Source organism: Wohlfahrtiimonas chitiniclastica (genome assembly GCF_002252325.1).
Taxonomy (GTDB): domain Bacteria; phylum Pseudomonadota; class Gammaproteobacteria; order Cardiobacteriales; family Wohlfahrtiimonadaceae; genus Wohlfahrtiimonas; species Wohlfahrtiimonas chitiniclastica.
Window position 1 is genome coordinate 112545 of the sequence record NZ_NEFL01000003.1, and the last position, 23753, is coordinate 136297.

At 45.4% G+C, this 23753-nt stretch carries 25 protein-coding genes; 24 read left to right on the forward strand and 1 reads right to left on the reverse strand.

All coding sequences use genetic code 11. The features are described 5' to 3' along the window. Positions 1 to 270: 270 nt before the first annotated feature. From B9T10_RS08160 to tsaE, 9 genes are all read left to right on the forward strand, one after another. Positions 271 to 2514 carry a TonB-dependent hemoglobin/transferrin/lactoferrin family receptor gene (locus tag B9T10_RS08160; protein ID WP_094538248.1) on the forward strand — a complete coding sequence of 748 codons (2244 nt, stop codon included), beginning with the start codon at positions 271 to 273 and terminating at the stop codon, positions 2512 to 2514. 15 nt (positions 2515 to 2529) lie between these two features. After that, positions 2530 to 3396, forward strand: a complete 867-nt coding sequence (locus B9T10_RS08165; protein WP_246782181.1) for a heme/hemin ABC transporter substrate-binding protein — start codon at positions 2530 to 2532, stop codon at positions 3394 to 3396. A gap of 2 nt (positions 3397 to 3398) precedes the next feature. Further along, positions 3399 to 4403 carry a FecCD family ABC transporter permease gene (locus B9T10_RS08170; RefSeq protein WP_246782182.1) on the forward strand — a complete coding sequence of 335 codons (1005 nt, stop codon included), beginning with the start codon at positions 3399 to 3401 and terminating at the stop codon, positions 4401 to 4403. Continuing rightward, entirely contained in the window at positions 4400 to 5212 is an 813-nt protein-coding gene (locus B9T10_RS08175) for an ATP-binding cassette domain-containing protein (RefSeq protein WP_008315590.1), read from the forward strand. The genes B9T10_RS08170 and B9T10_RS08175 overlap by 4 nt, the downstream gene beginning before the upstream one ends. A 108-nt stretch (positions 5213 to 5320) precedes the next feature. Continuing rightward, a complete protein-coding gene (gene gyrA / locus B9T10_RS08180) occupies positions 5321 to 7930 on the forward strand; it encodes a DNA gyrase subunit A (protein WP_094491728.1) in 2610 nt (869 codons plus the stop codon). 67 nt (positions 7931 to 7997) lie between these two features. After that, positions 7998 to 8657, forward strand: a complete 660-nt coding sequence (locus tag B9T10_RS08185; RefSeq protein WP_094492466.1) for a MarC family NAAT transporter — start codon at positions 7998 to 8000, stop codon at positions 8655 to 8657. Between the two features lie 33 nt (positions 8658 to 8690). After that, positions 8691 to 10049: an MATE family efflux transporter gene (locus B9T10_RS08190; protein WP_094493745.1), complete on the forward strand. Its 1359-nt coding sequence runs from the start codon at positions 8691 to 8693 to the stop codon at positions 10047 to 10049. Between the two features lie 158 nt (positions 10050 to 10207). Further along, entirely contained in the window at positions 10208 to 11710 is a 1503-nt protein-coding gene (locus B9T10_RS08195; protein WP_008315583.1) for a bifunctional ADP-dependent NAD(P)H-hydrate dehydratase/NAD(P)H-hydrate epimerase, read from the forward strand. Positions 11711 to 11725: 15 nt separating this feature from the next. Next, positions 11726 to 12175, forward strand: a complete 450-nt coding sequence (tsaE, locus tag B9T10_RS08200; protein WP_246782183.1) for a tRNA (adenosine(37)-N6)-threonylcarbamoyltransferase complex ATPase subunit type 1 TsaE — start codon at positions 11726 to 11728, stop codon at positions 12173 to 12175. On the opposite strand, the gene B9T10_RS08205 is transcribed toward tsaE, so the two are convergent. Next, entirely contained in the window at positions 12164 to 12811 is a 648-nt protein-coding gene (locus B9T10_RS08205; protein WP_143695672.1) for a hypothetical protein, read from the reverse strand. The genes tsaE and B9T10_RS08205 overlap by 12 nt on opposite strands. Positions 12812 to 13044: 233 nt before the next feature. Between B9T10_RS08205 and apbC the strand changes: the two genes are divergently transcribed. From apbC to B9T10_RS08280, 15 genes are all read left to right on the forward strand, one after another. Next, a complete protein-coding gene (apbC, locus tag B9T10_RS08210; RefSeq protein ID WP_018122819.1) occupies positions 13045 to 14127 on the forward strand; it encodes an iron-sulfur cluster carrier protein ApbC in 1083 nt (360 codons plus the stop codon). Between the two features lie 3 nt (positions 14128 to 14130). After that, a complete protein-coding gene (gene dcd, locus B9T10_RS08215; protein WP_008315579.1) occupies positions 14131 to 14700 on the forward strand; it encodes a dCTP deaminase in 570 nt (189 codons plus the stop codon). 14 nt (positions 14701 to 14714) lie between these two features. After that, a complete protein-coding gene (gene map, locus B9T10_RS08220; protein WP_063455328.1) occupies positions 14715 to 15482 on the forward strand; it encodes a type I methionyl aminopeptidase in 768 nt (255 codons plus the stop codon). A gap of 2 nt (positions 15483 to 15484) precedes the next feature. Further along, positions 15485 to 16654 (forward strand): FAD-dependent monooxygenase, encoded by a 1170-nt coding sequence (locus tag B9T10_RS08225; RefSeq protein WP_094538250.1) that lies wholly within the window; start codon positions 15485 to 15487, stop codon positions 16652 to 16654. A gap of 8 nt (positions 16655 to 16662) precedes the next feature. After that, a complete protein-coding gene (locus B9T10_RS08230; protein WP_063455326.1) occupies positions 16663 to 17871 on the forward strand; it encodes a UbiH/UbiF/VisC/COQ6 family ubiquinone biosynthesis hydroxylase in 1209 nt (402 codons plus the stop codon). Between the two features lie 17 nt (positions 17872 to 17888). Beyond that, positions 17889 to 18227, forward strand: a complete 339-nt coding sequence (locus tag B9T10_RS08235) for a hypothetical protein (RefSeq protein ID WP_008315574.1) — start codon at positions 17889 to 17891, stop codon at positions 18225 to 18227. A 9-nt stretch (positions 18228 to 18236) separates the two neighbouring features. Then, the gene (locus tag B9T10_RS08240) at positions 18237 to 18527 is read left to right on the forward strand and encodes a cell division protein ZapA (protein WP_018122816.1); all 291 of its coding nucleotides are present in this window, start codon (positions 18237 to 18239) and stop codon (positions 18525 to 18527) included. Continuing rightward, positions 18527 to 18937 carry an HIT domain-containing protein gene (locus tag B9T10_RS08245; RefSeq protein ID WP_063455325.1) on the forward strand — a complete coding sequence of 137 codons (411 nt, stop codon included), beginning with the start codon at positions 18527 to 18529 and terminating at the stop codon, positions 18935 to 18937. Before B9T10_RS08240 ends, B9T10_RS08245 begins: the two co-directional genes overlap by 1 nt. Then, positions 18934 to 19923: a YihY/virulence factor BrkB family protein gene (locus B9T10_RS08250; protein ID WP_018122814.1), complete on the forward strand. Its 990-nt coding sequence runs from the start codon at positions 18934 to 18936 to the stop codon at positions 19921 to 19923. Before B9T10_RS08245 ends, B9T10_RS08250 begins: the two co-directional genes overlap by 4 nt. After that, on the forward strand, positions 19916 to 20365 hold the full coding sequence (locus B9T10_RS08255; protein WP_094538251.1) for a YcgN family cysteine cluster protein: 450 nt from the start codon (positions 19916 to 19918) through the stop codon (positions 20363 to 20365). Before B9T10_RS08250 ends, B9T10_RS08255 begins: the two co-directional genes overlap by 8 nt. Continuing rightward, entirely contained in the window at positions 20355 to 20840 is a 486-nt protein-coding gene (moaC, locus tag B9T10_RS08260; RefSeq protein WP_063455323.1) for a cyclic pyranopterin monophosphate synthase MoaC, read from the forward strand. Before B9T10_RS08255 ends, moaC begins: the two co-directional genes overlap by 11 nt. Positions 20841 to 20913: 73 nt before the next feature. After that, on the forward strand, positions 20914 to 21414 hold the full coding sequence (locus B9T10_RS08265; RefSeq protein ID WP_233491555.1) for a YceD family protein: 501 nt from the start codon (positions 20914 to 20916) through the stop codon (positions 21412 to 21414). Positions 21415 to 21447: 33 nt separating this feature from the next. Next, complete coding sequence (gene rpmF, locus B9T10_RS08270; RefSeq protein WP_008315565.1) at positions 21448 to 21642, forward strand: 50S ribosomal protein L32; 195 nt, start codon at positions 21448 to 21450, stop codon at positions 21640 to 21642. A gap of 86 nt (positions 21643 to 21728) precedes the next feature. Next, positions 21729 to 22784 carry a phosphate acyltransferase PlsX gene (plsX, locus tag B9T10_RS08275; protein ID WP_082818398.1) on the forward strand — a complete coding sequence of 352 codons (1056 nt, stop codon included), beginning with the start codon at positions 21729 to 21731 and terminating at the stop codon, positions 22782 to 22784. 3 nt (positions 22785 to 22787) lie between these two features. Continuing rightward, positions 22788 to 23741 carry a beta-ketoacyl-ACP synthase III gene (locus B9T10_RS08280; RefSeq protein WP_018122811.1) on the forward strand — a complete coding sequence of 318 codons (954 nt, stop codon included), beginning with the start codon at positions 22788 to 22790 and terminating at the stop codon, positions 23739 to 23741. The last annotated feature ends 12 nt before the right edge of the window (positions 23742 to 23753 follow it).

Below are 23753 nucleotides of genomic sequence, written 5' to 3' on the forward strand. Positions count from 1 at the left end.
ATATGTATACCTTAGTTTACAAAATTAATGGCAAATATTTACAACTTTTGACCTTTTATCCATCAAAAGTTGATGCTTGTCAAAATCCGTTGCTATTACCGGTCTCATGCGGTGTTGGGGACCATTTTTGTCCCCTTTGAAACAATGCTTAATAAATAATTTAAAAGAGAATCATAAAATATTATTGACAATCACTAATAAATACTAATAATAAGCAAATAGGAATTAATATCATTTGGTATTCACTTTTAGTTACATTGAAGGAAAGTCATGCATCAGCGCACCATTTTGTTCACTGTTTTAATGTCATTGATCGGCACTGCCGCCGCAGAATCCTCAACCCCAAAAGATGTGGGCACCACGCGTGTTGTGGTGGCTGCCCTGAAAGATGAGCGCGTTGCCGAAGAAGCCGCAACGAGTTTATCTCAAGTGGACAGTGAAACAATGGAGCGCGTGGGTGCGACGAATTTAAGCAATGCATTGCGTTATGAAGCAGGCGTGAATGTGGACATGACCTCTACAGGGCGCATGGACAATGTGCGCATTCGCGGCGTGGGTGATGATCGCGTGATGATCGCCATTGATGGTGCACCGATTCCGATGGCATTTAAATTTGGCGGTGGTTATACAGACATTGGGCAAGGTTATTTTGATGTGGATGCCATGAAGCGCATTGACATCATTAAAGGCCCTGTTTCAATGTTATATGGCAGCAGTGCTTTAGCGGGCGGCATCTTTATGGAAACGAAAGATCCGAGCGATTTTATTCGTGAAGGGCAGCGCTATGGTGGTGAAGTTAAATTTGGCTATGGCACGGCAGATCGTGATCAATTGGTGACGGCAACGGCCGCGGCAAAAATCACCGATACTTTATCTGCATTTGTGCGCGCCTCATTGCGTAAACATTACGAGCGCCGCAACTATGAAGGCAAAGCCTATAGCGAAAATTTATTGGGCGCAGGTCGCACGCATCCAAATCCTGCAGAAGCGAATGTTAAAAATATTTTATCTAAAGTGGTGTTTGAGCCAAGTGATGCGCATCGCTTTGCTTTAAGTTATGAGTATTTTAACAGTCACGCGTGGGATGATGCCGCCAATAAAATAGGTGAAAAGCCTATGGCGTTTCCTGGCATGCCAACCTTTTCTGCGCACCATACAAATATGCTCAACATTCGTCAGCAAGTGAATTTACGTTATGACTTTAATGTAGAAACACCAATGTTTGATCGTGGGCATGTGATGGGATATTACCAATCTACCAAAGCGCGTCAATCGGTGACGGAAGCGCGTGAACATACAGCGCGCGGCGTTTTTACCGAGGATCGCTTCAGACAATCTCACTTTAAAAATGAGCAAGTGGGCTTTAATACAGAGTTCTATAAAGCCTTGGAAACAGGTTCAATCTCCCATGAATTGAGCTATGGCGCAAATTATAAACACACGAAAGTGAAGACTTTGCGTTTAGGTCACTCTTTTAATCGTCAAACAGGTGCATCCACAGAAACGCAAACCTTCCCGAATAAAAGCTTCCCAGATTCTAAAATTCATGAATATGGTTTATTTGCACAAGATCGCATCGGCTTTTTAGACAATCGTTTAGAGGTGATTTTAGGGTTGCGTTATGATCATTATTCTTTAAAAGTTCAGCAAGGCGGGCCATTTTTAGAGGCCAATCCGGGTGTATTGGCACCTGTTGGCTTAAATAAAGGGCATTTATCAAAGCGTTTAGCGGTGCTGTATTATCCTCATGATCATCACACCATCTATGCAAACTATGCAGAAGGCTTTAAAGCCCCGAGTTTTAATGCGGTCAATGTTGGATTCTCGAACCTTGCTCATGGTTATACGGCGATCTCGAATCCTGATTTAAAACCCGAAACGAGCAAAACTTTTGAGCTCGGTTGGAACTTTAATGATGAGATCAATTCAGCATCTGTTGCGGCGTTTTATACCAAATATGACAACTTCATTGAAGAGCTTAAAGTGGTGGGGCATCGAAACGGCGTGCGTTTACATCAATCCGTGAATTTAGATAAAAGCCACATTTATGGCTTAGAAGGTAAAGCGAGCATTCGTGTGCTGGAATTACAAAACAATGATGCTGAGTTGCGCTTAAATCTCAATGCCGCTTATGCAAAAGGCAAAGATAATCAAACCAAAGAGCCGATTGACAGCGTCGAGCCTTTAACAGGCATCATCGGCATGAGTTATGGCTACAGTGATAGAGCATTTGTGGGGCTCAATTTAAAGCTTGTGGCACCGAAAAAGGCTAAAGATATTTCAACTGCGTTGCGTGACAATGGCGTCACCAAAATGCCCGGCTACGGAACGCTTGATTTAGTGGGCGAATATCGCCCGAATGATAACATCCGCATCAATGCGGGGATTTATAACTTATTGGATAAAAAGCATTGGAACTGGGGCAATCGCATGAATCAAACCACACCGCGTGATGTGGTGCGTGGGACTGAGCCTGGCATCAATGCAGGATTATCCGTCACCATCAGTTTTTAAGTGCAGAGATTACCCATGATTAAGACAATGACTCTTGCGGCTGCGTGTGCAGCGGCAATGCTCACCTCAAGTTTTGCCAATGAACGCATCATCACAACATCAGCCTACATTACACAAGTGGTGGAAGCGTTAGGCAAAGCGCCAGAATTGGTGGGCGCAGACACCACAAGCCGTTACAACGATGATTTAAAAGCCTTGCCAGATGTGGGCTATCGCATCGCCCTTTCCACAGAAGGGATGCTCTCTTTAAAACCCACATGGGTGTTGTGGTCATCGGATTCAGGACCCCAAACCACCATTGATCAAGTCAATGGCTCAGGCGTTAAACATCTCACCGTGAAAAAACCGGTGAACATGGCTGAATTAAAAACCATGGTCAGTCAAATCGGTGAAGCATTAGACGCCGCTTCACAAAGTGAAGTGATCAATGCCGAGTTAGAAGAAAAGCATCAAACTTTGCAAAAAGCGATTGCCGCGCGCGGTGAGAAAAAAGCCCTCTTTATTATGAATGAAATGGGGCAAGGCAAAAATGGCAGCAGTCAAAACTTTGCCGGCAATGATACGAGTGCGAATGCTTTAATTGAGCTCTTGGGCATGAACAATCCCTTTGCAAAACAATTCAGCGCTTATAAGGCGGTGAATGTGGAAACACAAATTCAGCAAGGGGCGGACATTGTCTTCATCGGTAAGCGCTATGATGGCAAAACAGAAGTACCGCCCATTGTGCGTTTAGACAGCGCTGCTTTAGGTTGGCCTGCGCCCGTTGCGCCTAAATGTGTCTATGAAGTTGACATTAGCCACATGCTTGTCTATGGCATCCATTTATATGATGATGCGCTCGCCCTCAATGGGCTCGTCAATGAGTGCCTAGGGGAAGAGTAGTTGTGGGGGAACGATCATTATCGTTGAGCCTGCTAATCATGGTGGGCTTGATCATCTGTACGGTTGTGATCTCAAGTTATGTGGGTGCGCTCAGCATCTCATGGTCAGAGATTTTTAACACAGGCAGTTTAGACAATTACATCTTCTGGCAGATTCGTCTGCCAAGGATTCTCGCAGCACTTTTAGTTGGCGGCGCATTTGCCATCTCAGGTGCTGTGATGCAAGGTTTATTTCGCAATCCCTTGGTGGAGCCCGGCATTATTGGGGTCTCAAGTGGTGCGGCGTTTTTTGTAGCGTTAACAATTGTTTTGGGTGGCAAGCTATTTCCTGCACTAATAGATTACTTAAACGATTATACGCTGCCTGTCGCAGCCTGCATTGGTGGGTGGGCTGTGACAGCTTTTTTATACTATGTCTCAAGACACAATCAAAATGTGAGCGTCAGTTCGATGTTATTGGTGGGGATCGCCATCAATGCTTTCATTGGCGCGCTCTTGGGCTTACTGAGCTTTGTGGCAACCGATGATCAATTGCGCTCTTTGACCTTTTGGTCATTGGGCAGCTTAGGCGGATTTGATTACTCAAAGCTGCTCGTATTATTGGTGATTCAGCTTATAGTGGTGCCTTTTTTCCTTTTGAGAATTCGCGCGATGAATGCGATGCTCCTAGGTGAACGAGAAGCGCGCCATTTGGGCATCAATGTGGAGCGCTTAAAGAAACAGCAGATCTGGGGCGTTGCGATTCTAACGGGCAGTGCGGTGGCATTTTCAGGCGGCATTGGCTTTGTGGGCTTGGTGATTCCGCATTTAGTGCGCATGCTGTTTGGCTCAGATCACCGCTTTGTTCTGCCGCTCTCCTTTTTAATGGGTGGATTGTTGCTGCTGATTGCCGATAGTTTATCGCGTGTATTAGCGGCTCCCGCTGAGGTGCCGATTGGCATCTTCACCGCCTTCATAGGCGCACCATTTTTGGGCTATTTAGTCTATCGACAAGCGGGGCTGAGATGATGTTAGAGATTCATGATTTAACTTATGACATTAAAACGCGTCACGGCGTGCGCACTTTGGTGAACATTCCGCGCCTAAGCATTCAAAAACATCAGTTAACCGCGCTCATTGGCCCTAATGGCGCAGGGAAAACAACGCTCCTACATTTGTTATCGGGCGATACTGAGCCGACAACCGGGCGAGTTGAATTAGATGGACGCAATTTACAACATTATCCCATTGAGCATTTGGCGAAAAAGCGCGCTGTATTACCACAATTGCAGCACATTCCTTTTGCCATCAGCGTGATGGCGATTTTGTCGATGGGGTTAATGCCCTATGGCATCCATGAGCAGCATCCCGAAGGCAAAGCACTCATTGCGGAAGTGGCAGAGAGTTTACAGCTCAGCCATTTATTAGATCGCACCTATCAAGCATTATCGGGCGGTGAGCAGCATCGCGTGCAAATTGGGCGCGTGTTGGTGCAATCGCTCTTTGAGCTTGAAACAGCTGGCGAGGATCGCTTGTTGCTGTTAGATGAGCCCTTTAACCATCTAGATTTGTATCATCAAAAACATTTGCTGAAATATTTTGATTGCTTGCGGGCGCGCAAAATGACAATTGTGTGCGTGATGCATGATCTCAATCAAGCGCTGCATGCGGCGGATGATTGCATCATTTTGGCAAAAGGTGAATTGCAAGGTGTGTATCCTGCCGAATCCTTAAAAGATGGGGCGATTTTAGGGCAAGTTTTCCAAATTCCCTTCATACAATTGAACAATGCAAATCATCCTAATGCGCACGCATTATCCATTTTTGGCGGTGAGTGAGCCACTCATTGAAATTGTCATGGTACCTATGTGAATTACAGGCAGAAAATCCTATTTTGTGATATGATTTTGTAGTTTTATGGTTAATTATTACACAAAGGAAATTCAATGAGTGAGTTTGCCAAAGAGATAGTTTCGGTTAACTTAGAAGAAGAGATGAGAAAATCTTATCTCGACTATGCCATGAGCGTCATTATCGGACGTGCATTGCCGGATGTACGAGATGGTTTGAAACCCGTTCATCGTCGAATTTTACACTCGATGAACCAAACTCATAACGATTGGAATAAGCCTTATAAAAAATCTGCGCGCATCGTGGGTGATGTGATGGGTAAATACCATCCACACGGTGACAGTGCAATTTATGATTCCATTGTGCGCATGGCGCAACCCTTCTCAATGCGTTATATGTTGGTGGATGGTCAAGGTAACTTCGGTTCGGTGGATGGGGATTCCCCAGCGGCGATGCGTTATACAGAAGTGAGAATGAGCCGCATTGCCCATACATTATTACAAGACATCGACAAAGAAACCGTTGATTTCATCCCAAACTATGATGGATCAGAAGTTGAGCCATCTGTATTGCCAACGCAAATCCCGAATTTATTGGTCAATGGATCATCCGGTATTGCGGTGGGGATGGCGACGAACATTCCGCCACACAACTTAACAGAAACCATCAATGCATGTGTTGCCCTCATTCAAAATCCTGAGGTGACGATTGATGAGTTGATGGAACACATTCCTGCCCCAGATTTCCCAACGGCAGGCATCATCAATGGTACAAAAGGTGTGCGTGAAGCGTATCACACTGGCCGTGGTCGCGTTGTAATGCGTGCCCGTTGTGACATTGAGATTGATGAAAAACGCAATCGCGAAGTGATTGTGGTTTCAGAATTACCTTATCAAGTGAACAAAGCGCGCCTCATTGAGAAAATTGTGGAATTGCACCGCGATAAAATCATTGAAGGCATTGCGCCTGATGGTTTGCGTGATGAATCCGATAAAGACGGCATGCGCATTGTCATCGAATTAAAACGCGGTGAATCTGGCATGGTGGTGCTCAATCAATTGTATAAGCACACAGCGTTACAAAGCAGCTTTAGCATCAACATGGTGGCGATCGACCAAGGTCAGCCAAAATTGTTGAACTTAAAGCAAGTGCTAGAAGCGTTCATTGCCCATCGCCGCGAAGTGATCACACGTCGCACCATTTATGATTTACGTAAAGCGCGTGAACGTGCACATTTGTTAGAAGGCTTGACAGTGGCACTTGTGAACATCGATGAGATGATCGAGTTGATCCGCTCTTCAAAAGATGGCGCGACAGCTAAAGTCAAAATGCTTGATAAAATCTGGACAGCCGGTGATGTGATCCCGATGCTTGAGCGCGCAGCAGAGCTCAATGAAGCCGCTGCCCTTGATCAAAATGGCGAATACGGTTTGATCGATGGTGGTTATCGCCTCACAGAAGTACAAGCCCAAGCCATTTTAGACATGCGTTTACAGCGCTTAACGGGTTTAGAGCAGGATAAGATTCATGATGAATATCAAATCTTATTAGAAGCGATTGCCGCATTCATTGAAATTTTAGTGAATCCTGATCGCTTAAAAGAAGTGGTGTTAGAAGAGTTAGAAAAAGTGCGTGCTGATTTCCATGATGCGCGCCGTACAGAGATTCGTCCATCCGCTGAAGACATTGATATTTTAGATCTCATTGCCGATGAACAAGTGGTGGTGACATTGTCTCACCGCGGATACATTAAGTATCAGCAATTGGGTGAATATCAAGCGCAAAAACGTGGCGGTCGTGGTAAGTCGGCTGCGAAAGTGAAAGATGAAGATCACGTGGTGAACCTCATCACCACAAGTACGCATGCACAATTGATGTGTTTCTCATCCATTGGCCGCGTATATTGGCTTCGCACTTATGAATTGCCAGAAGCTGGGCGCGGTTCATCGGGTCGCCCGATTGTGAACATGTTGCCATTGTCTGAAGGCGAGCGCATCACCTCCATTTTGCCGGTGGAAGAGTACAGCGCTGAATTGTTCATTGTGATGGCAACGCGTCATGGTGTGATTAAGAAAACAAGCTTAGATAAGTTTGCAAGTCAGCGTTCAACGGGTGTGATTGCCTTAACGTTAGATGAAGGCGATGAGCTCATTGGCACAGCGATCACAGATGGTGAGAAAGACATCATGCTCTTCACCTCTGATGGTAAAGTCAATCGCTTCAGTGAAGCGGATGTGCGTGATACCGGTCGTGGTGCTCGTGGTGTGAAATCCATGAATCTGACGGATGCACAAACCATCATTTCCATGATCATTCCTGAAGCGGACAGCGTGATTTTGATCGCCACAGAAAATGGTTATGGTAAACGCACGCGCGCTGAAGAGTTCACGCGTCACCGTCGCGGTGGTAAAGGGATGATCGGCATTCAAACCTCAGAGCGTAATGGTTCTGTGATCAGTGCCTGTTTAGTGAAAGAAGACGAGGAAGTGATCCTCATCTCAAGTAACGGCGTATTGGTGCGCACGCGCGTTTCTGAGATCTCCATTTTAGGTCGCAACACGCAAGGGGTTCGCTTGATTCGCTTAGATGAATCGGATCAATTGGTGGGCTTAACAGCGGTTGAAGCTGAAGAAGAGATGGAAGAGATGCCAGAAGATGCAGCAGAAGCACCGGATGCTGAAGAAGTGGTGACAACGAACGAATAAGATCGTGTCACAATTCATTTCCATAAGGCAGGGCAATCCCTGCCTTATCTAATTTTGAGGAGGTGACATGTTTGATTTTGTGAAAGTGATCGCAATGGTTTTCTTGATGCTGATTCCATTGGCGAACCCTTTGGTGGCGGTCACGTTGATGATGAGCCTTGGGGCACGACTCTCAACCGAAGAAAAACATAAGCAGGCAAAGGATGCTGCTAAATACTCATTGATTGTGATGCTCATCAGCTTTTATTGTGGGCAATTGGTGATGCAGATTTTTGGCATCTCCATTCCAGGATTGCGCATTGCTGGCGGTTTAATTGTGATGGTGATTGGCTTTCAGATGCTCTTTCCGCCACAAAATTATGGCTCAACGCCTGAGCTTGAAAGTAAAAAAGATGAATTGAAAAACAGAGCCGCCATGAATCTTGCATTTATCCCATTAACCATGCCAGGTTTTGCAGGGCCAGGGACGATTGCGATGGTGATCTCCATTGCCTCAACATTGCCAAATTTTGGTGCGCCAACGTGGGTAACACTGACCGCGCCTGTGTTTTCCTTCATCGCATTGTGCCTATTTTTATGGTTTTGTCTAAGAAGTTCAGAATTCATCATCCGTAAATTAGGACAAAGCGGCATCGAAGTGATCTCACGCGTAATGGGTTTTTTACTCGTTTGCATGGGCGTACAATTTTGCATCAATGGTGTGGTGGAATTACTGCATCACACATAACCTTAAATCACCTCTTTTTGACGAGGACACTGCATGAAAAAAGTTTTTGTGGGCGCTGAATTTAAAGCGCTCATCTTCTTAGCGCTGCCCATTTTATGTACTCAGCTGTTGCAAGTGGGCATGGGCACCACAGACATTGCGATCACTGGGCACTTTGATCCCCTTGTGCAATCAGGTGTTGCGATGGGCGTTTTTGTATGGAACCCCATTTTACTTTTCTCATCGGGCACTTTGATGAGCATCACCATTTTGACAGCGCACTTCTTTGGGGCAAATCGCATTAAACGCATCCCGACAGTCTTTCAAGGCGGCACGATGATGGCGATGGTGTTTGCCGTAATTGCGATGTTCATCATGTGGCATTCAGAAGGCATTTTGCGCCTCTTTGAAGTGCAAGAAGCGGTGATTCCTTTAACGGTGGATTATCTGCGTGCGCTCTCTTTAGGTGTGCCCGCAATATTCTTATTCAATACATTGCGCTGCGTGTGTGAAGGCGTGGCCAAGCCATTGCCTGTGACGTTGGTGACGTGTGTAGGGTTCATCATCAATGGTGTGATGAATTATTATTTAGTCAATGGTTATGCGCCCATCGGTTTACCAAGTTTGGGTGTGATTGGTTCAGGGATTGGCACAGCGAGCGCAATGTGGTGCATGTTGATCTGTATGCTGCTCTTTTTTAGGGTGGAACCTCGATTAAAAGCATTGCAACTTTTTAAATATCGTGCGCGCATTCTGAAGCAAATTCGCGCTTTATTGAAAGTGGGTTTGCCAAATGGTGCATCGATCTTTGCAGAAGTGGCGATGTTCTCTGTGTCAGGTTTGATTTTAGGGCGTTTTGGCGAGCTTGTGATCAATAGCCATCAAATCGCGCTGAACATCACCAGTTTATCGTTCATGATTCCCCTTAGCACCTCATTTGCTTTAACGGCTTTAGTGGGGCAGCGCATGGGGCGCAAAGATTATGAAGGCGCAATGCGCATTGCACGCATGGGGCGTCGAACCTGTTTTGCCATCATGATTTGTACGGGCATCTATTTATACACCGCTCGTTTTTATCTGCCGATGGTGTTCTCAGATGATCCAAGCATTTTGGCATTGAGCGCGCACCTATTGATTTATTCCATTATTTTCCAATTACCGGATGGATTACAAATTGCAGCTGCAGGCGGACTTCGTGGCATGAAGGATACCAAAGCACCGATGATGATTGGCATTGTTGCGTATTGGTGCATTGCGTTGCCCACAGGTTATTATTTGGCGGTTGTGAAGAATATGCAGGCTGAAGGGGTCTGGATTGGTTTGATTGTGGGCTTGACTTGTTCTGCGATTCTCTCGAATTTGCGCTTAGAATGGCAGTTTAAGCAATTGACCAAAAAACTCCCTTTGATTTAAATCAACGAGCACTTTGATTTTCCTGTGCGATGCAATTCATTTGTTACATTGATCATCTGTATGAATAATGATCGACAGCTATACAGCAGGTAAGCTTAGGACTATTTTAGTACCATTTCGGATCACTCAATTATTTTTTTGTAGGATTGTTCAACATTATGAATAGCACTTCAACACCTTTGTATGATATTAAAGCCATTAAAGAGATCGAGCAAACAGCGCTTGAGACGTTAAACATTGCGTCCATCACCTTGATGCAGCGCGCGGCGCTCTTTATTTTAGGATATCTCTATAAGTCGTACCCGGATGTGAAAAAAATTGCCGTCATTGTGGGCGCAGGGCGTAACGGTGGGGATGGCTATTTCTTTGCACAGCAAGCGTTGAGCGCTGGATTTGATGTGAAGGTGTACTATCTTGCAGAGCCGAATAACTTAGTGGACGATGTGCGTAAAGCTTACTTAGCGGCTAAAGGCATGGGTGTGCCTTGTGAATCCTTTTCATCATCTAGTTTAGATGATGCAGATCTCATCATTGATGCCATGATGGGTACCGGTGTGAACCGTGCCTTGTCTGGCGAATGGTTAGGGGCGGCCATGCTCATTAACCGAAGTGGCAAACCTGTGATTTCCATCGATGTGCCATCAGGCATGAATGCGAACACAGGCGCGATTTTAAGTGAAGCGGTCAAAGCCACAGAAACCATCACATTCATTGCCCAAAAACCAGGTTTATACACCGGTAAAGGTCCTGAATATGTGGGTAAGGTGATCTGTTCAGATTTAGGGATCCCGCAAGCGTGCTTTGAGTCTGTGCGCGCGGCATCGTGCTGCTTTAATTTACCTGCGATGGCGGAATGGTTTCCGGATCGTAAAAAATTCAACCATAAAGGCAATTTTGGTCATGTATTAGTGGTGGGCGGTTACATTGGCATGGCGGGCGCAGCATTGCTCGCAGGGCATGCGGCACTGCGCATCGGCGCAGGGCGCGTATCAATTGCCACGCATCCACATCATGCTACGGCCATGATTCCGTATCATCCTGAATTGATGGTGCATGGCGTACACAACAGTGAAGAGATGGCGCATCTGTTAGACATCGCCACGTGTATTGTGGTGGGCTGTGGGCTTGGCACCAATGAATGGTCGATTGATTTGATGAATGCTGTTTTGGCATCCGGCAAGCCACTTGTGATTGATGCCGATGGTTTAAACTTGATTGCCAAAGGCGCTGTGTCAAAAGAGTTATTGGATGAAAACATCGACAATATGGTGATCACGCCGCATCCTGTCGAAGCTGCGCGCTTGTTGCATGGCACAGTCAATGATGTGGAAGCCGATCGCTTAGTGACGGCAAATCAACTCTCTTCACGTTTTGGCATTACAGTGCTCAAAGGTGCTGGTTCATTGGTGTGCGATTCTGACTTTTTAAGCATCAACACAACGGGCAATCCTGCCATGGCAAGCTCCGGCATGGGCGATGCGTTAAGCGGCATCATTGGCGGTTTGATTGTGCAAGGCGTGTCCATTCGTCGTGCCACGCGTTTAGGCGTATGGCTTCATGGTTTATCGGGCGATTTATGCGCGAAAGATGGTTATCGCTCAGTGATTGCAACGGATGTCATTGAGTTTTTACCTGAAGCGATTGCGAAATTAAAGGAGTAAATCATGGAGCCAAAAATGATTGAATTACACTCTGAGGCGGACACCGCGGAAATTGCGCGTGCACTTGCCGCGCTCATTCAAGAGTTTCGTCACAACAGCATTAAAATTTATCTCTCCGGTGATTTAGGTGCAGGCAAAACCACCTTTTCCAAATACTTTTTAACGGCGCTTGGGGTGAATGAAACCATCAAAAGCCCAACCTATACCATCATTGAGAGTTATCAAGCCGGTGACATTGCGGTGGATCACATTGATTTGTATCGCATTCATGAAGAGGATCTGTATGATCTTGGCTTTTTAGAAGATGATCATAAAGTGTGGCTGATTGAGTGGCCAGAAAAGGGCGGCGATTCATTGCCTGCGCCTGATTTATTGTTATCCCTTGAGCGCGATGAATTTTTGACGATGCATCTATTGCCCGAAACAGAGCTCGGGCAACAGGTGCTCAGCGCATTAAATGTCTAAGGCAAATTTAGACACTTTACGATCTAATGGAATGCTCACAAAACCTTCGCCTAAATAGGCGCGGGTTTTGGCATCATAAAATGCATAACGAAGATTTAAATCTTCGTTTTGTACTTTATAAACACCCATCACAATCACTTCTGAGTTGAAAATCTCAGCCGCTTTCGTGGCTTGAACTGTTGGGGCAACCATATGGTTGGCAACGGTGATCATGTCACGCTTGTAGCGAATGTATTTAGCTTGCGCTGTTTTACCAATCACATTTGTTAAGCCCATCGCAGAGATGCGGCCAGCCTTATCGCTTTTATTTAAATCATTGACATCCACAAATGCGCCCACTAAGAATGTCGTGTGATCATTGAAAATGCTTGGGTATTTTTTCTTCACGTCGATGACAGATTTACGCATCGCTTCTTGCATATTGTAAGAGGCTTGTGTTTCATACGCGAGCGCATTGCCGCCCATTGGCGTCACTTCCACCGCTTCAATGTTGAAGTTTTGATAATGCTCATAGTCATATTTAGGTTGGGCGGCGATCGGTAGATCATAAGGCACGCCAAATACAGGGGCACCTTCAACGGCCGGCCAAATACAACCTGTGAGCACAACCATGCTCGCAGCACATATGGGGATCATTTTTTTCATCATTATCCTGTCTCTATTCAATTATTAGATTGATCAATTACACTATTTTGAGAAGTCTTCAGCGCAAAAGTATATCACGGAAATTTATGAAATAACCGTCTCACATTTGACCGAGAATCAAGAGAGGTAAAGGTTTATTTGAATGTCTCGTTCGAATTGGTTCTATTCATATTTGTTGTGCGTGGTAGAATGTTGCAATTGATTAGATGAACATTGAGGGTTGTATGAAAGAACAGATCATTAATGCTTTAAATGACGTTAAAGTGATTTATGACAACAAGCGTTTAGGTGAGCTTTTGCGCATCAAGTCTGTGGAGTGGCAAGAGAGTGATCAATCTTATACCGTGACGATCGCCCTCAACTTTGAAAGCAAAACGTATAATGATGCGTTGGTCAAAGCTTGCAGCGAAGCCATTGAGCCTTTATTGCAACGCGGTCAAAGCGCGCGCTTTGTGATCAATGCAAAAAATGTTGCCCATAAAGTGCAAAATGGCTTAAAACCGATGGACAACATCAAAAACATCATTGCGGTGGGTTCAGGTAAAGGCGGCGTGGGTAAATCCACAACCTCCATCAATTTAGCCCATGCGTTAAAAAATGAAGGCTTTACGGTGGGCATTTTAGATGCGGACATTTATGGCCCAAGCATGCCAAAAATGTTGGGTACGAATGAACGCCCACGTTCACGCGATAATAAAAGCATGGAGCCGATTGATGTGGATGGCTTACAAGCAATGTCCATCGGCTTTTTAGTGGATGAAGAAAATGCCATGATTTGGCGTGCCCCCATGGCTGTGGGCGCATTGACGCAATTATTAAATGACACCATGTGGCGCGATCTTGATTATTTAATCATCGATATGCCTCCGGGCACTGGCGACATTCAATTGACGTTGTCCCAAAAAATTCCAGTGGCGGGCAGTGTGATTGTCACCACGCCACAAGACATCGCTTTGATTGATGCGCGTAAAGGCATCGACATGTTCAATAAAGTGGATGTGCCAATTTTAGGTGTTGTGGAAAACATGAGCACACATGTGTGTTCTCATTGTGGTCATGAAGAGGCGATCTTTGGCGCAGATGGCGGTAAAGCCTTAGCGGCAGACAGCCATGTGCCATTATTGGGGCAATTACCGCTTGATATTCGTGTGCGTCAAGCCCTCGATCAAGGTCAAGTGCATGTGTTAGATGAGTCCGATATCGCTTTGCGTTATCAAGAAATTGCACTTAAAATGGTGTCACATTTGTCTCAGCGTCCGAAGGATGTTGCCGGCAAATTCCCTAAAATTGTTGTAGAGAATCGCTAAATTATGAGCATTAAATCAGATCGTTGGATCCGCGAACAGGCCGAAAAATATGGCATGATTGAACCATTTGCCCCAGGGCAAGTGCGCTATGATGACAATGACAATCGCATCATCAGCTATGGCACCTCAAGCTATGGTTATGACGTCCGTTGTAGCAATGAGTTCAAAGTTTTTACCAACATCAACTCTACGATTGTAGATCCGAAAAATTTTGAAGCTGGCACGTTTGTCGATGTCGAATCCGATGTGTGCATCATTCCGCCAAACTCTTTTGCCTTAGCGAGAACCATTGAGTATTTTCGCATTCCGCGCAATGTTTTGACGGTGTGCTTAGGTAAATCCACCTATGCGCGTTGTGGCATCATTGTGAACGTCACGCCTTTAGAACCTGAATGGGAAGGGCACGTGACGCTTGAGTTTTCAAACACAACACCATTACCTGCAAAAATTTATGCAGGCGAAGGCGTTGCACAGATGCTCTTTTTTGAATCCGATGAAGTGTGTGAAACCTCTTATAAAGACCGCGGTGGTAAATACCAAGGCCAAACCGGCGTCACACTTCCTAGAACTTAAGAATAAGGATTGTAATGTCTAACATTAGAATTAAAACCGCAGAAGAGATCGCGGGCATTCGTAAAGCTTGCCGTTTAGCTGCGGATGTTTTGGATATGATTGGTGATTATGTCAAAGTTGGGGTCACAACTCTTGAGCTTGACAACATCATGAATCAATACATTTTGGACAATGGCGGCATCTCTGCTTGCTACGGTTATGGTGATCCAGGTTTTCCAAAATATACATGTATCTCCGTCAATCACGTGGTGTGCCACGGGATTCCGAGTGACAAAAAGCTCAAAAAAGGTGACATCCTGAACATTGATGTGACGGTGATTTTAGACGGATACTTTGGTGATAACAGCCGCATGTATACGGCAGGTGACGTGTCAACATTGGCACGCCGTTTGATTGACACCACTTACGAATGCATGATGCTTGGCATCGAAACTGTGAAGCCGGGCGCATCTTTCCGTGAAATTGGTCAAGCCATTGAAAAACATGCCCATGCGAACCATTTTTCTGTGGTGGAAGATTTCTGTGGCCACGGCGTTGGCATTGAGTTCCATGAAGCACCTTTAGTGCTCCATTATGATTCGCCAAAAGTGACGGATGTGATGGCGGAAGGCATGATTTTTACCATCGAACCCATGCTCAATGTGGGCAAGCACACCTGTAAAGTGTTATCCGATGGTTGGACGGTTGTGACGCGTGATCGCTCATTATCCGCACAATGGGAGCATCAAATTTTAGTCACAGCCACAGGTCATGAAATTTTAACTTTACCTAAAAAAGCATAATTATGAACGATCATTCTAAAGTGTCATTTTGTGTATCAGGCGCAGGGCCCATTGGCCTTGCATTGGCGTTAGGATTGGGGCAAGCGGGCTTTAAGGTTACGCTCCTTGATCAAAAAGAGCGCATTGATCCGAAGATATTGTTAGATGATCGTCGTATGTTGGCTTTGTCCCATCGTACCGTTACGTTTTTTAAGCGTTTAGGTGTGTGGGATCAATTATCGATGCATGCAACGCCGATTGATGCAGTGCATGTGTCGCAAAAACATTGCAAAGTGGAAGTGTTGATGAAGGCAAAATCGCACGACATTGATCACTTCGGCTTTTTAGTGCCCCAAGGGCGCATCATTTTGGCACTGTATGAGCATGTGACAAAAATGGCTGAGATTACCGTCGCCTTTGCCACATCGATTGTGCCAAGTTCAGGTTTAGCTGACGGTGATGTGATCCTTAAACATCAAGGGCAAACGCGCACAGAACATTTTGATTGGTTGATTGCCGCAGAAGGCGTGAATTCAGTCTTGCGTCAACACTTTGGCATTGAAACCTTCATCCGTGATTATGATCAAATGGCCATCATTGCGCGTGCAAAATTTGAGAAAAAACATCAAAACATCGCCTATGAGCGCTTCACGCAAGAAGGACCTTTGGCATTATTGCCCGTCAATGAGCAAGAGATGGCGGTGGTTTTAATCACCGATCGCAAAGAGCGCGACCGCTGGCAGCGTGCCTCTGATTTAACATATGCCGCGGAAGTCTTGTCCCGCATTGGGGCGCGTTTAGGTGACATCACAGCGGTGAGTGAGCGCCAGATTTGGCCATTGACATTAATGGTGCCCAAAAAAGTGGTGGAAGGGCGCCTATTATTGGCGGGCAACAGCGCGCATGGTTTGCACCCGATCGCTGGGCAAGGGCTCAATTTAGGGATTCGTGATTGCGAGGCGATTGTGGATCTTTTTACACAAAATCATCACCCAAATGCCCATGATTTAGCGGCATTTAACGCAGTGCGACATAAAGACATTATTAAAACAGTGGGAGCCACGGACTTTTTAGTCAATGCGTTTGGCATCGAAGGACACGCCGCACAAACGGCACGTTCTTTGGGTTTGCTTGGCGTCAAACTCCTCCCATTTGTGAAGAAGAAAATTGCCACAGTCGGCATGGGCTACTAGGAGATGCTATGCAAAAATTTGATGTCATCATTAATGGTGCAGGTTTAGTTGGTTCAAGCATTGGTTTAGCACTCGCATCGGCGGGTTTACAGGTGTTGATTGTTGAATATGCACCGATTGAAAAATTATACCCAAAAGATGATTACGGTTTACGTGTTTCAGCCTTCACCCCATCGAGCCGCAAATGGTTAGAGCATGTGGGCGTTTGGGATCAGTTGCTCCACAGCGGCCGTATGACACCCTTTTTGCACATGTATGTGTGGGACGGCTCAGGCAGCGGCGCATTGCAGTTTGATGCCGATGGCACAGGCTCAGATGCCTTAGGTTGGATTTTAGACAATGAAGCCACTCAAGGTGCATTGATTGATCGCGTTAAAATGCATCAAAACATCGCTTTGATGGATCAAAGCAAGTTGGTGCGCTTTGAGAATTTTGCCGATCATGTTGTCGTCTATACAGAAAAAGGCGAAGCCTTTCAGGCTGAACTTGTGGTGGGGGCAGATGGTGGACGTTCCCTCATTCGTGATTGGGCAGGCATTGCGTGCACGGGCTGGAGTTATGGACAAAAAACCATCGTGGGGCAAGTGAAGCCAGAGCGCGGCCATGACAACACATGTTGGCAAAAATTCACCACCAATGGCCCTGTGGCGCTCCTGCCTTTAAATGATGGGCGCTGCTCCTTGGCATGGCACACCACGCATCAAGAAGCCGATGAATTATTGGCGCTTGATCGTGAAACCTTTAGTCGCCGTTTAACCGAAGCCTTTGATGGTCGCTTTGGCAATATCGAGGCCAATTGGTCGCTTGGGGCATTTCCCCTTCGCTTGAATCATGCACGCAATTATTACCGTGACCATTTTGTCTTGGCAGGTGATGCGGCGCATAACATTCATCCGTTGGCAGGGCTTGGCGTCAATATCGGCTTTTTAGATGCCGCAACGTTGGTTGAAGAGCTCATCAATGCCCGCAATGATGGCATTGCGCTGTATGATGAATCCGTTTTAAAACGTTATGAGAAACGCCGCAAAAAACATAATTTATTGGTGATGGGGGCAATGGATGCCTTCAAACGCAGCGGTGGATCGGATCACTTTTTGGTGAACAAAATTCGCAACATTGGTTTGAGCCTTGCGGACAAAGTCCCTTTTGGCAAACGTGAATTGGCACGCTTTGCGATGGGTTATTACGGCGATGTCCCTAAATTTGTCAAACCTTAATCCATAAGGAAATGAGAATGATCGAAGAGAAATTCAAGTTATTAGAATCAAAAGTGTTTAAATTGTTGGGTGAAAATCAAACCCTACGCGCAGAATTGTTGGTGCTCAACACAACTCTTAATGAACATAAATCAGAAGCAGTGGCGACGATTGAGTCATTAAAGCACGATGCGGCCGCAAAATTGGCAGCGTTTGAACATGAATCGGCTGAAAAACTCTCTGCGTTAGAAGCCTCAACGAGTGAGAAAATTGCAGCCTTAGAAGCGGAGAATGAAAAGATTCAATCGCGCAATGTTGAGCTCAGTAACCATTTGAAAAAAATCATGAGCCGTTTAGAGTCTTTAGGCATTCAATAGGAGAAGAACGTGGAACCGATTACCATTACCATTTTAGGCATCGACTATAAAATCTCTTGTCCGCCCGACAAAGAGGATTCTTTAAAACGCTCAGCTGCCGCCTTAGACAGCCGTTTAGCCGCCATGCGTGCGAGTGGCAAAATGTCCCCAGAGCAAGCGGCAATCATGGTGGGCTTGCATTTATCGGATGAATTATTGCAAGCACAAGCGGACTTAGAAAACATTCGTTCAAGTTGGGTGGGGCATTTAGATTCCCTTAATGAGAAATTAGATGCCGCTTTAATGACAAAGGAAGGGTAATGATTTTAGATGCCCGCATCGAGCAAAGCACGTTTTTTGTGGCGAAATTGCCCCTTTGCAATGTCTATTTACAAAATGAGTCACGTTTTCCGTGGCTCGTTTTGGTGCCGCGTCGTGATGATGTGGCTGAACTCATTGATTTATCAGAAGTGGATCAACAACAAGCCATGCGTGAGATGGCGCTCACCGCTCGCGTGATGCAAGGCTTATTCAGCCCAGATAAACTCAATGTGGCGAATTTAGGCAATGTGGTCAAGCAATTGCACATTCATGTGGTGGCGCGTTTTGCAACGGATGCTGCATGGCCAGATCCCATTTGGGGCAAATTCAGTGCACCGATTGCATACAGTGAAGCAGAGGCAGAAGCCTTAGTGAAAAAATTACAAGCGGCATTGATTGAGGTGTTATGAAGTTAGTTGAACGCGCCAATGCATGGCTGTGGCAAGGTGAACATACGCCGCTCAAATGGAGTTGCCGTTTATTGTATCGTTTGCTAGAGAGCGTCTCTAAAGAGGGCATTCGCACGCAAGCCCAAGCTTTAGCTTACACCACGATTTTATCCATCGTCCCTTTTATGGCGGTGAGTTTTTCCATTTTAAAGAGCTTTGGCGTGTATCAAACATTTGTGCCGATGCTTCATAAAGGCTTTGATGCCATTGGTTTACACGATGCACAATTGATGGATACATTGATTGGCTTTGTGGACAATGTGCAAGTGGGACTCCTTGGCAGTATAGGTTTTGTGGTGCTGTTTTATACGGTGGTGAGTTTGATGAGCACCATTGAAAGCGCCTTTAACTCTGCGTGGGGTGTTGAGAAAAATCGCTCTTTTGCGCAGCGTTTTGCCTATTATTTGGTGGCGGTGCTTTTTGGTCCTGTGTTGATTTTCTCGCTCATTTCGTTGATTTCAAGCACGGTGATTGTGCAGGCTTTTCAAGTGCCGGTACCGATGTGGCTCACAAAATATGCCAGTGAAGGGCTCACCATTGGATTGTTGACATTGGTGATTTCAGCGGTCTATTTTTTACTGACGAATGCAAAAGTGAAGATTGTCCCTGCGTTGATTGGCGGTTTAGTGGCGGCGATTGCTTGGCACTTTATGGGTAAAGTTTTTGCGGATTTTATTGCCACATCGAGCAAATATTCTGGCATTTATTCAGGTTTTGCCAGTGTGATTCTCTTCTTCATTTGGATGGATTTGACGTGGCTTGTGATTTTGTTGGGCAACCGCTTGACCTGTTTGTTGCAATATCCACAGCAGTTGATGAAGCAAGAGGGTGAGCAAAGCCGAAGTGTACCGCAAAGCATTACTTTAACCATTGCGCCAAAAGATAAACTTGGTGAAGAGTGGATCGTTCAATCGATTGCAACAGAGAAGGAGAAAGCCCTTGGATAAGCAAACACCTTTTTGGGAAGCCCCTTTAGAAACACTGAGCAGCGATGAATGGGAGCAATTGTGTGATGGCTGCGGTTTATGTTGTTTAAATAAAATTGAGGACATTGACACCGGCGACATCTACACCACGCGTGTGGCATGCGATTTGTTGGACTTAAAAAGCTGCCAATGCACCAATTATGTCAATCGTAAGCGCTTTGTGCCCGATTGCATTAAGCTCACTTATGAGATGATTCAAGAGATTGAATGGTTGCCGGAGAGCTGCGCGTACATTCGCCGTTATCACAATCAGCCTTTACCAAAATGGCACCATTTATTAACGGGCAGCCGTGACACTGTGCGTGAATATGTGGGTTGTGGGCAGCGCCTCATCCACGAAAAGTCGGCGAAAAAGCCATTGTATTACTATGTGATTGAAGGAGATTTAGTCCGTGAGTCATGATGCATTAACACACTTTAATCAAGCAGGCGAAGCCCATATGGTTAATGTTGCTGAAAAAAGTGACACCAAGCGCATTGCCATTGCCCATGGCAAAATCACCATGAATGATGTGGCGTTTAAAGCTTTAACGCAAGGCGAGAGCAAAAAAGGGGATGTGCTTGGCATTGCGCGCATTGCTGCAATTCAAGCCACAAAACAGACATCATTGTTGATTCCGCTGTGTCATCCGCTGCCGTTAACGCATGTGTCTGTTGAGTTTGAGTTGTGTGAAGGCAACACCTTAGAGATCATCGTGCAAACTGAAACGGTGGGCAAAACTGGGGTAGAGATGGAAGCCATCACAGGAGTTTCTGTGGGTTTAATGACCGTTTATGATATGCTAAAGGCTGTGGATAAATCCATGGTGTTGAGTCAAATCGAGCTCCTAGAAAAAATCGGTGGCAAGAGCGGACACTATAAACTCACTGAAAAGTGAAGAATTTTTGACAAAAAAATCAGCAAAGATTAGAATAGCAATCTTTTTTGAGAATATTAGCAGGGTATTTTAAGTGAAATACGCAGAGTTTCCCCTCAGAAAAACTGTCAATGAAGGACGGGTTTACGATGATGCGCTCGATGTCGAGCTTTTTCCTCGATTGAGAGATGCAGTGCATTCGGTCGATTCGCCCATTCGTTTTCGAATTCAAGGTGAAACCAATGCATTAGGGCAAAAAGAGATCAATGGTAATGTGGAAGTGACCCTTTCACAAATTTGCCAACGATGTTTAGAACCTTTCGAGACAAAGTTTGATTTGCCCATTCACTGGATTCCTGTCAAAGATGAGTCTGAGCAAGAGTTCATTGGCGATGACGAGGCCATTTTAGTAGTTGACGAAGATGATGTGAATCTCTTAGAACTATTAGAGGACGAGCTATTATTAGCTTTACCTTTAGTGCCAAAGCATGACCTAAATGAGGATTGCGAAGGAAAGGATTATTTAGAAAAGCTCCAACCGCAAGAGGAAACAAGACAACCTTTTGCAGAGCTTGCTGAATTACTAAAAAAATAGTTTTTCTTTAGTAAATTTTAAGAGGAAATAGACATGGCTGTTCAGAAATCAAAAGTAACACGTTCAAAGCGTAATATGCGTCGTGCACACGACTTCTTAACAAGTGCACAATTAAGCACTGATGCGACAAGCGGTGAATTACATCGTCGTCACCACATCACTGCTAACGGCTTTTACCGTGGTCGCCAAGTATTAAATTTTGATAAAAATGTACCAACTGTAGAGTAATTACGCTCAATTGTTGATAAAGTAAAACCTACGTAAATGTACATTTGCGTGGGTTTTTTTATTAAATAATTCTATTGGATAGTACGGTGCTTAATCAAAAAATTACGATTGCAGTGGATGTAATGAGTGGCGATAAAGGCTTAGCCGAGCTATTGCCTGCTGTTATTTCGACTGTTAAAGAACATGATCAACTGACTGTGATTGCCGTTGGGCAACAAGAGCAGTTAAAAGCGCACATTGGCAATCATCCTATGGTGACCTCAGGTCGCATCGTGATTCATCACGCAAGCGAAGTGGTGGCGATGGATGAGCAACCCCAAAGTGCGCTTAAGAACAAAAAAGATTCCTCCATGCGTGTGGCCATTAACTTAGTGAAAAATGGTCAAGCGATGGCGTGTGTCTCTGCGGGTAATACGGGGGCTTTAATGGCCACGGCACGCTTTGTGCTCAAAACAATGCCCGGGATTGATCGCCCGGCAATCTGTACGGTATTGCCGTCGATTCGTTCGCCTTATAAACATGTGCATATGCTCGATTTAGGGGCAAATGTGGATGAAGAGCCAAAACATTTACAGCAATTTGCCATGATGGGTTCTCTCATTGCAACGGCTGTGGATAAAAACGAAAATCCTAAAGTGGCGCTCCTTAACATTGGCTCAGAAGCCATTAAGGGCAACAGTTTAGTGCGTGAGACTGCGAAATTATTACAAAATACAGATGTGAACTACATTGGTTTTGTGGAAGGTGATGGCATCTTCTTTGATGATGTAGACGTTGTCGTTTGTGATGGTTTTTCGGGCAATGTGGCATTGAAAACATTGGAAGGCTCATGCAAATTGGTGGCGAAGTATTTAGAAGCCTCTTACAAACAGAACATTTTCACAAAAATGGCGGCGTTGATCTCAAAGCCAGTGTTGCGCTCCTTAAAGAGCAAAGTGGATCCACGCAACTACAATGGTGCAAGTTTACTTGGGCTGCGCGGCATTGTGGTCAAATCTCATGGAAATGCCGATCGCATTTCATTTGCCAATGCCATCAACATTGCCATTAAGCTCGCAGATCAAGACGTTGTGGGCAAGATCGAGAAGCAATTTTCAGTGGAAGATGGTATAACATCCGATTCGGAACAAGTTAAAGGTTAAAGCATGTACTCTAAGATTATTGGAACAGGTCACTACTTGCCAAACAACGTGGTCACCAATCATGACTTAGCAAAAAAGATTGAAACAAGTCATGACTGGATTGTGGAGCGTACAGGGATTCATCAGCGCTACATCGCAGAGGAAGGCGAAACAGCGACAAGTTTTGGTGCCAATGCGGCGCGTTCTGCATTAGAAAATGCAGGTTTGAGCGCAGAGGACATTGATTTAATCGTTGTGGCAACCTCCACACCCGATAAAGTGTATCCATCGACTGCCACATTGATCCAAGCAGAGTTAGGCAACCATTTTGCCCCTGCATTTGATGTCACCGCAGCATGTTCAGGTTTTATTTATGCCTTGAGCGTTGCGGATAATTTCATCAAAGCTGGTTCAGCAACACGTGCCTTAGTGATCGGAACAGAGGTGTATTCACGCCTATTGAACTGGGATGATCGCTCAACATGTGTATTGTTTGGCGATGGGGCAGCGGCCATTATCTTAGAGGCGAGCGAAACCGCTGGCGTATTGTCCACACACATCCATTCCGATGGTCGCCATGCAGATTTATTGATGGTGGATCGTCCGTATGTGGATGATGTGGATGGTAATCCGTATGTACAAATGAAGGGCAGCGAAGTGTTTAAGCACGCGGTCTCTAAATTGCATCAAATTGTCTCCGAAACATTGACGCACAACAACATTGACCCAAGCGAAGTGGATTGGTTGATTCCGCATCAAGCCAATCTTCGCATCATCAATGCGACGGCGAAAAAAATGGGCTTAGATTCCAGTAAAATCGTCATCACAGTGGATCAGCATGCGAATACATCCGCAGCGAGCATTCCATTGGCATTAGATGCCGCGCGCCGTGATGGTCGCGTCAAAGAAGGACAATTGGTTTTATTAGAAGCATTTGGCGGCGGGTTCACTTGGGGTTCTGCGCTCATTCGCATGTAATACAAGAGGTTT

What these genes read in the sequence shown, in the direction of transcription:
- B9T10_RS08185 (WP_094492466.1), top strand. Translation starts at nt 7,998, where the DNA reads ATGTTTGATTTTGTGAAAGTGATCGCAATGGTTTTCTTGATGCTGATT.
- map (WP_063455328.1), top strand. Translation starts at nt 14,715, where the DNA reads ATGTCTAACATTAGAATTAAAACCGCAGAAGAGATCGCGGGCATTCGT.
- gyrA (WP_094491728.1), top strand. Translation starts at nt 5,321, where the DNA reads ATGAGTGAGTTTGCCAAAGAGATAGTTTCGGTTAACTTAGAAGAAGAG.
- B9T10_RS08225 (WP_094538250.1), top strand. Translation starts at nt 15,485, where the DNA reads ATGAACGATCATTCTAAAGTGTCATTTTGTGTATCAGGCGCAGGGCCC.
- dcd (WP_008315579.1), top strand. Translation starts at nt 14,131, where the DNA reads ATGAGCATTAAATCAGATCGTTGGATCCGCGAACAGGCCGAAAAATAT.
- B9T10_RS08230 (WP_063455326.1), top strand. Translation starts at nt 16,663, where the DNA reads ATGCAAAAATTTGATGTCATCATTAATGGTGCAGGTTTAGTTGGTTCA.
- rpmF (WP_008315565.1), top strand. Translation starts at nt 21,448, where the DNA reads ATGGCTGTTCAGAAATCAAAAGTAACACGTTCAAAGCGTAATATGCGT.
- apbC (WP_018122819.1), top strand. Translation starts at nt 13,045, where the DNA reads ATGAAAGAACAGATCATTAATGCTTTAAATGACGTTAAAGTGATTTAT.
- B9T10_RS08190 (WP_094493745.1), top strand. Translation starts at nt 8,691, where the DNA reads ATGAAAAAAGTTTTTGTGGGCGCTGAATTTAAAGCGCTCATCTTCTTA.
- tsaE (WP_246782183.1), top strand. Translation starts at nt 11,726, where the DNA reads ATGATTGAATTACACTCTGAGGCGGACACCGCGGAAATTGCGCGTGCA.
- B9T10_RS08235 (WP_008315574.1), top strand. Translation starts at nt 17,889, where the DNA reads ATGATCGAAGAGAAATTCAAGTTATTAGAATCAAAAGTGTTTAAATTG.
- B9T10_RS08245 (WP_063455325.1), top strand. Translation starts at nt 18,527, where the DNA reads ATGATTTTAGATGCCCGCATCGAGCAAAGCACGTTTTTTGTGGCGAAA.
- B9T10_RS08175 (WP_008315590.1), top strand. Translation starts at nt 4,400, where the DNA reads ATGATGTTAGAGATTCATGATTTAACTTATGACATTAAAACGCGTCAC.
- B9T10_RS08195 (WP_008315583.1), top strand. Translation starts at nt 10,208, where the DNA reads ATGAATAGCACTTCAACACCTTTGTATGATATTAAAGCCATTAAAGAG.
- B9T10_RS08205 (WP_143695672.1), bottom strand. Translation starts at nt 12,811, where the DNA reads ATGATCCCCATATGTGCTGCGAGCATGGTTGTGCTCACAGGTTGTATT.
- B9T10_RS08165 (WP_246782181.1), top strand. Translation starts at nt 2,530, where the DNA reads ATGATTAAGACAATGACTCTTGCGGCTGCGTGTGCAGCGGCAATGCTC.
- B9T10_RS08250 (WP_018122814.1), top strand. Translation starts at nt 18,934, where the DNA reads ATGAAGTTAGTTGAACGCGCCAATGCATGGCTGTGGCAAGGTGAACAT.
- B9T10_RS08160 (WP_094538248.1), top strand. Translation starts at nt 271, where the DNA reads ATGCATCAGCGCACCATTTTGTTCACTGTTTTAATGTCATTGATCGGC.
- B9T10_RS08280 (WP_018122811.1), top strand. Translation starts at nt 22,788, where the DNA reads ATGTACTCTAAGATTATTGGAACAGGTCACTACTTGCCAAACAACGTG.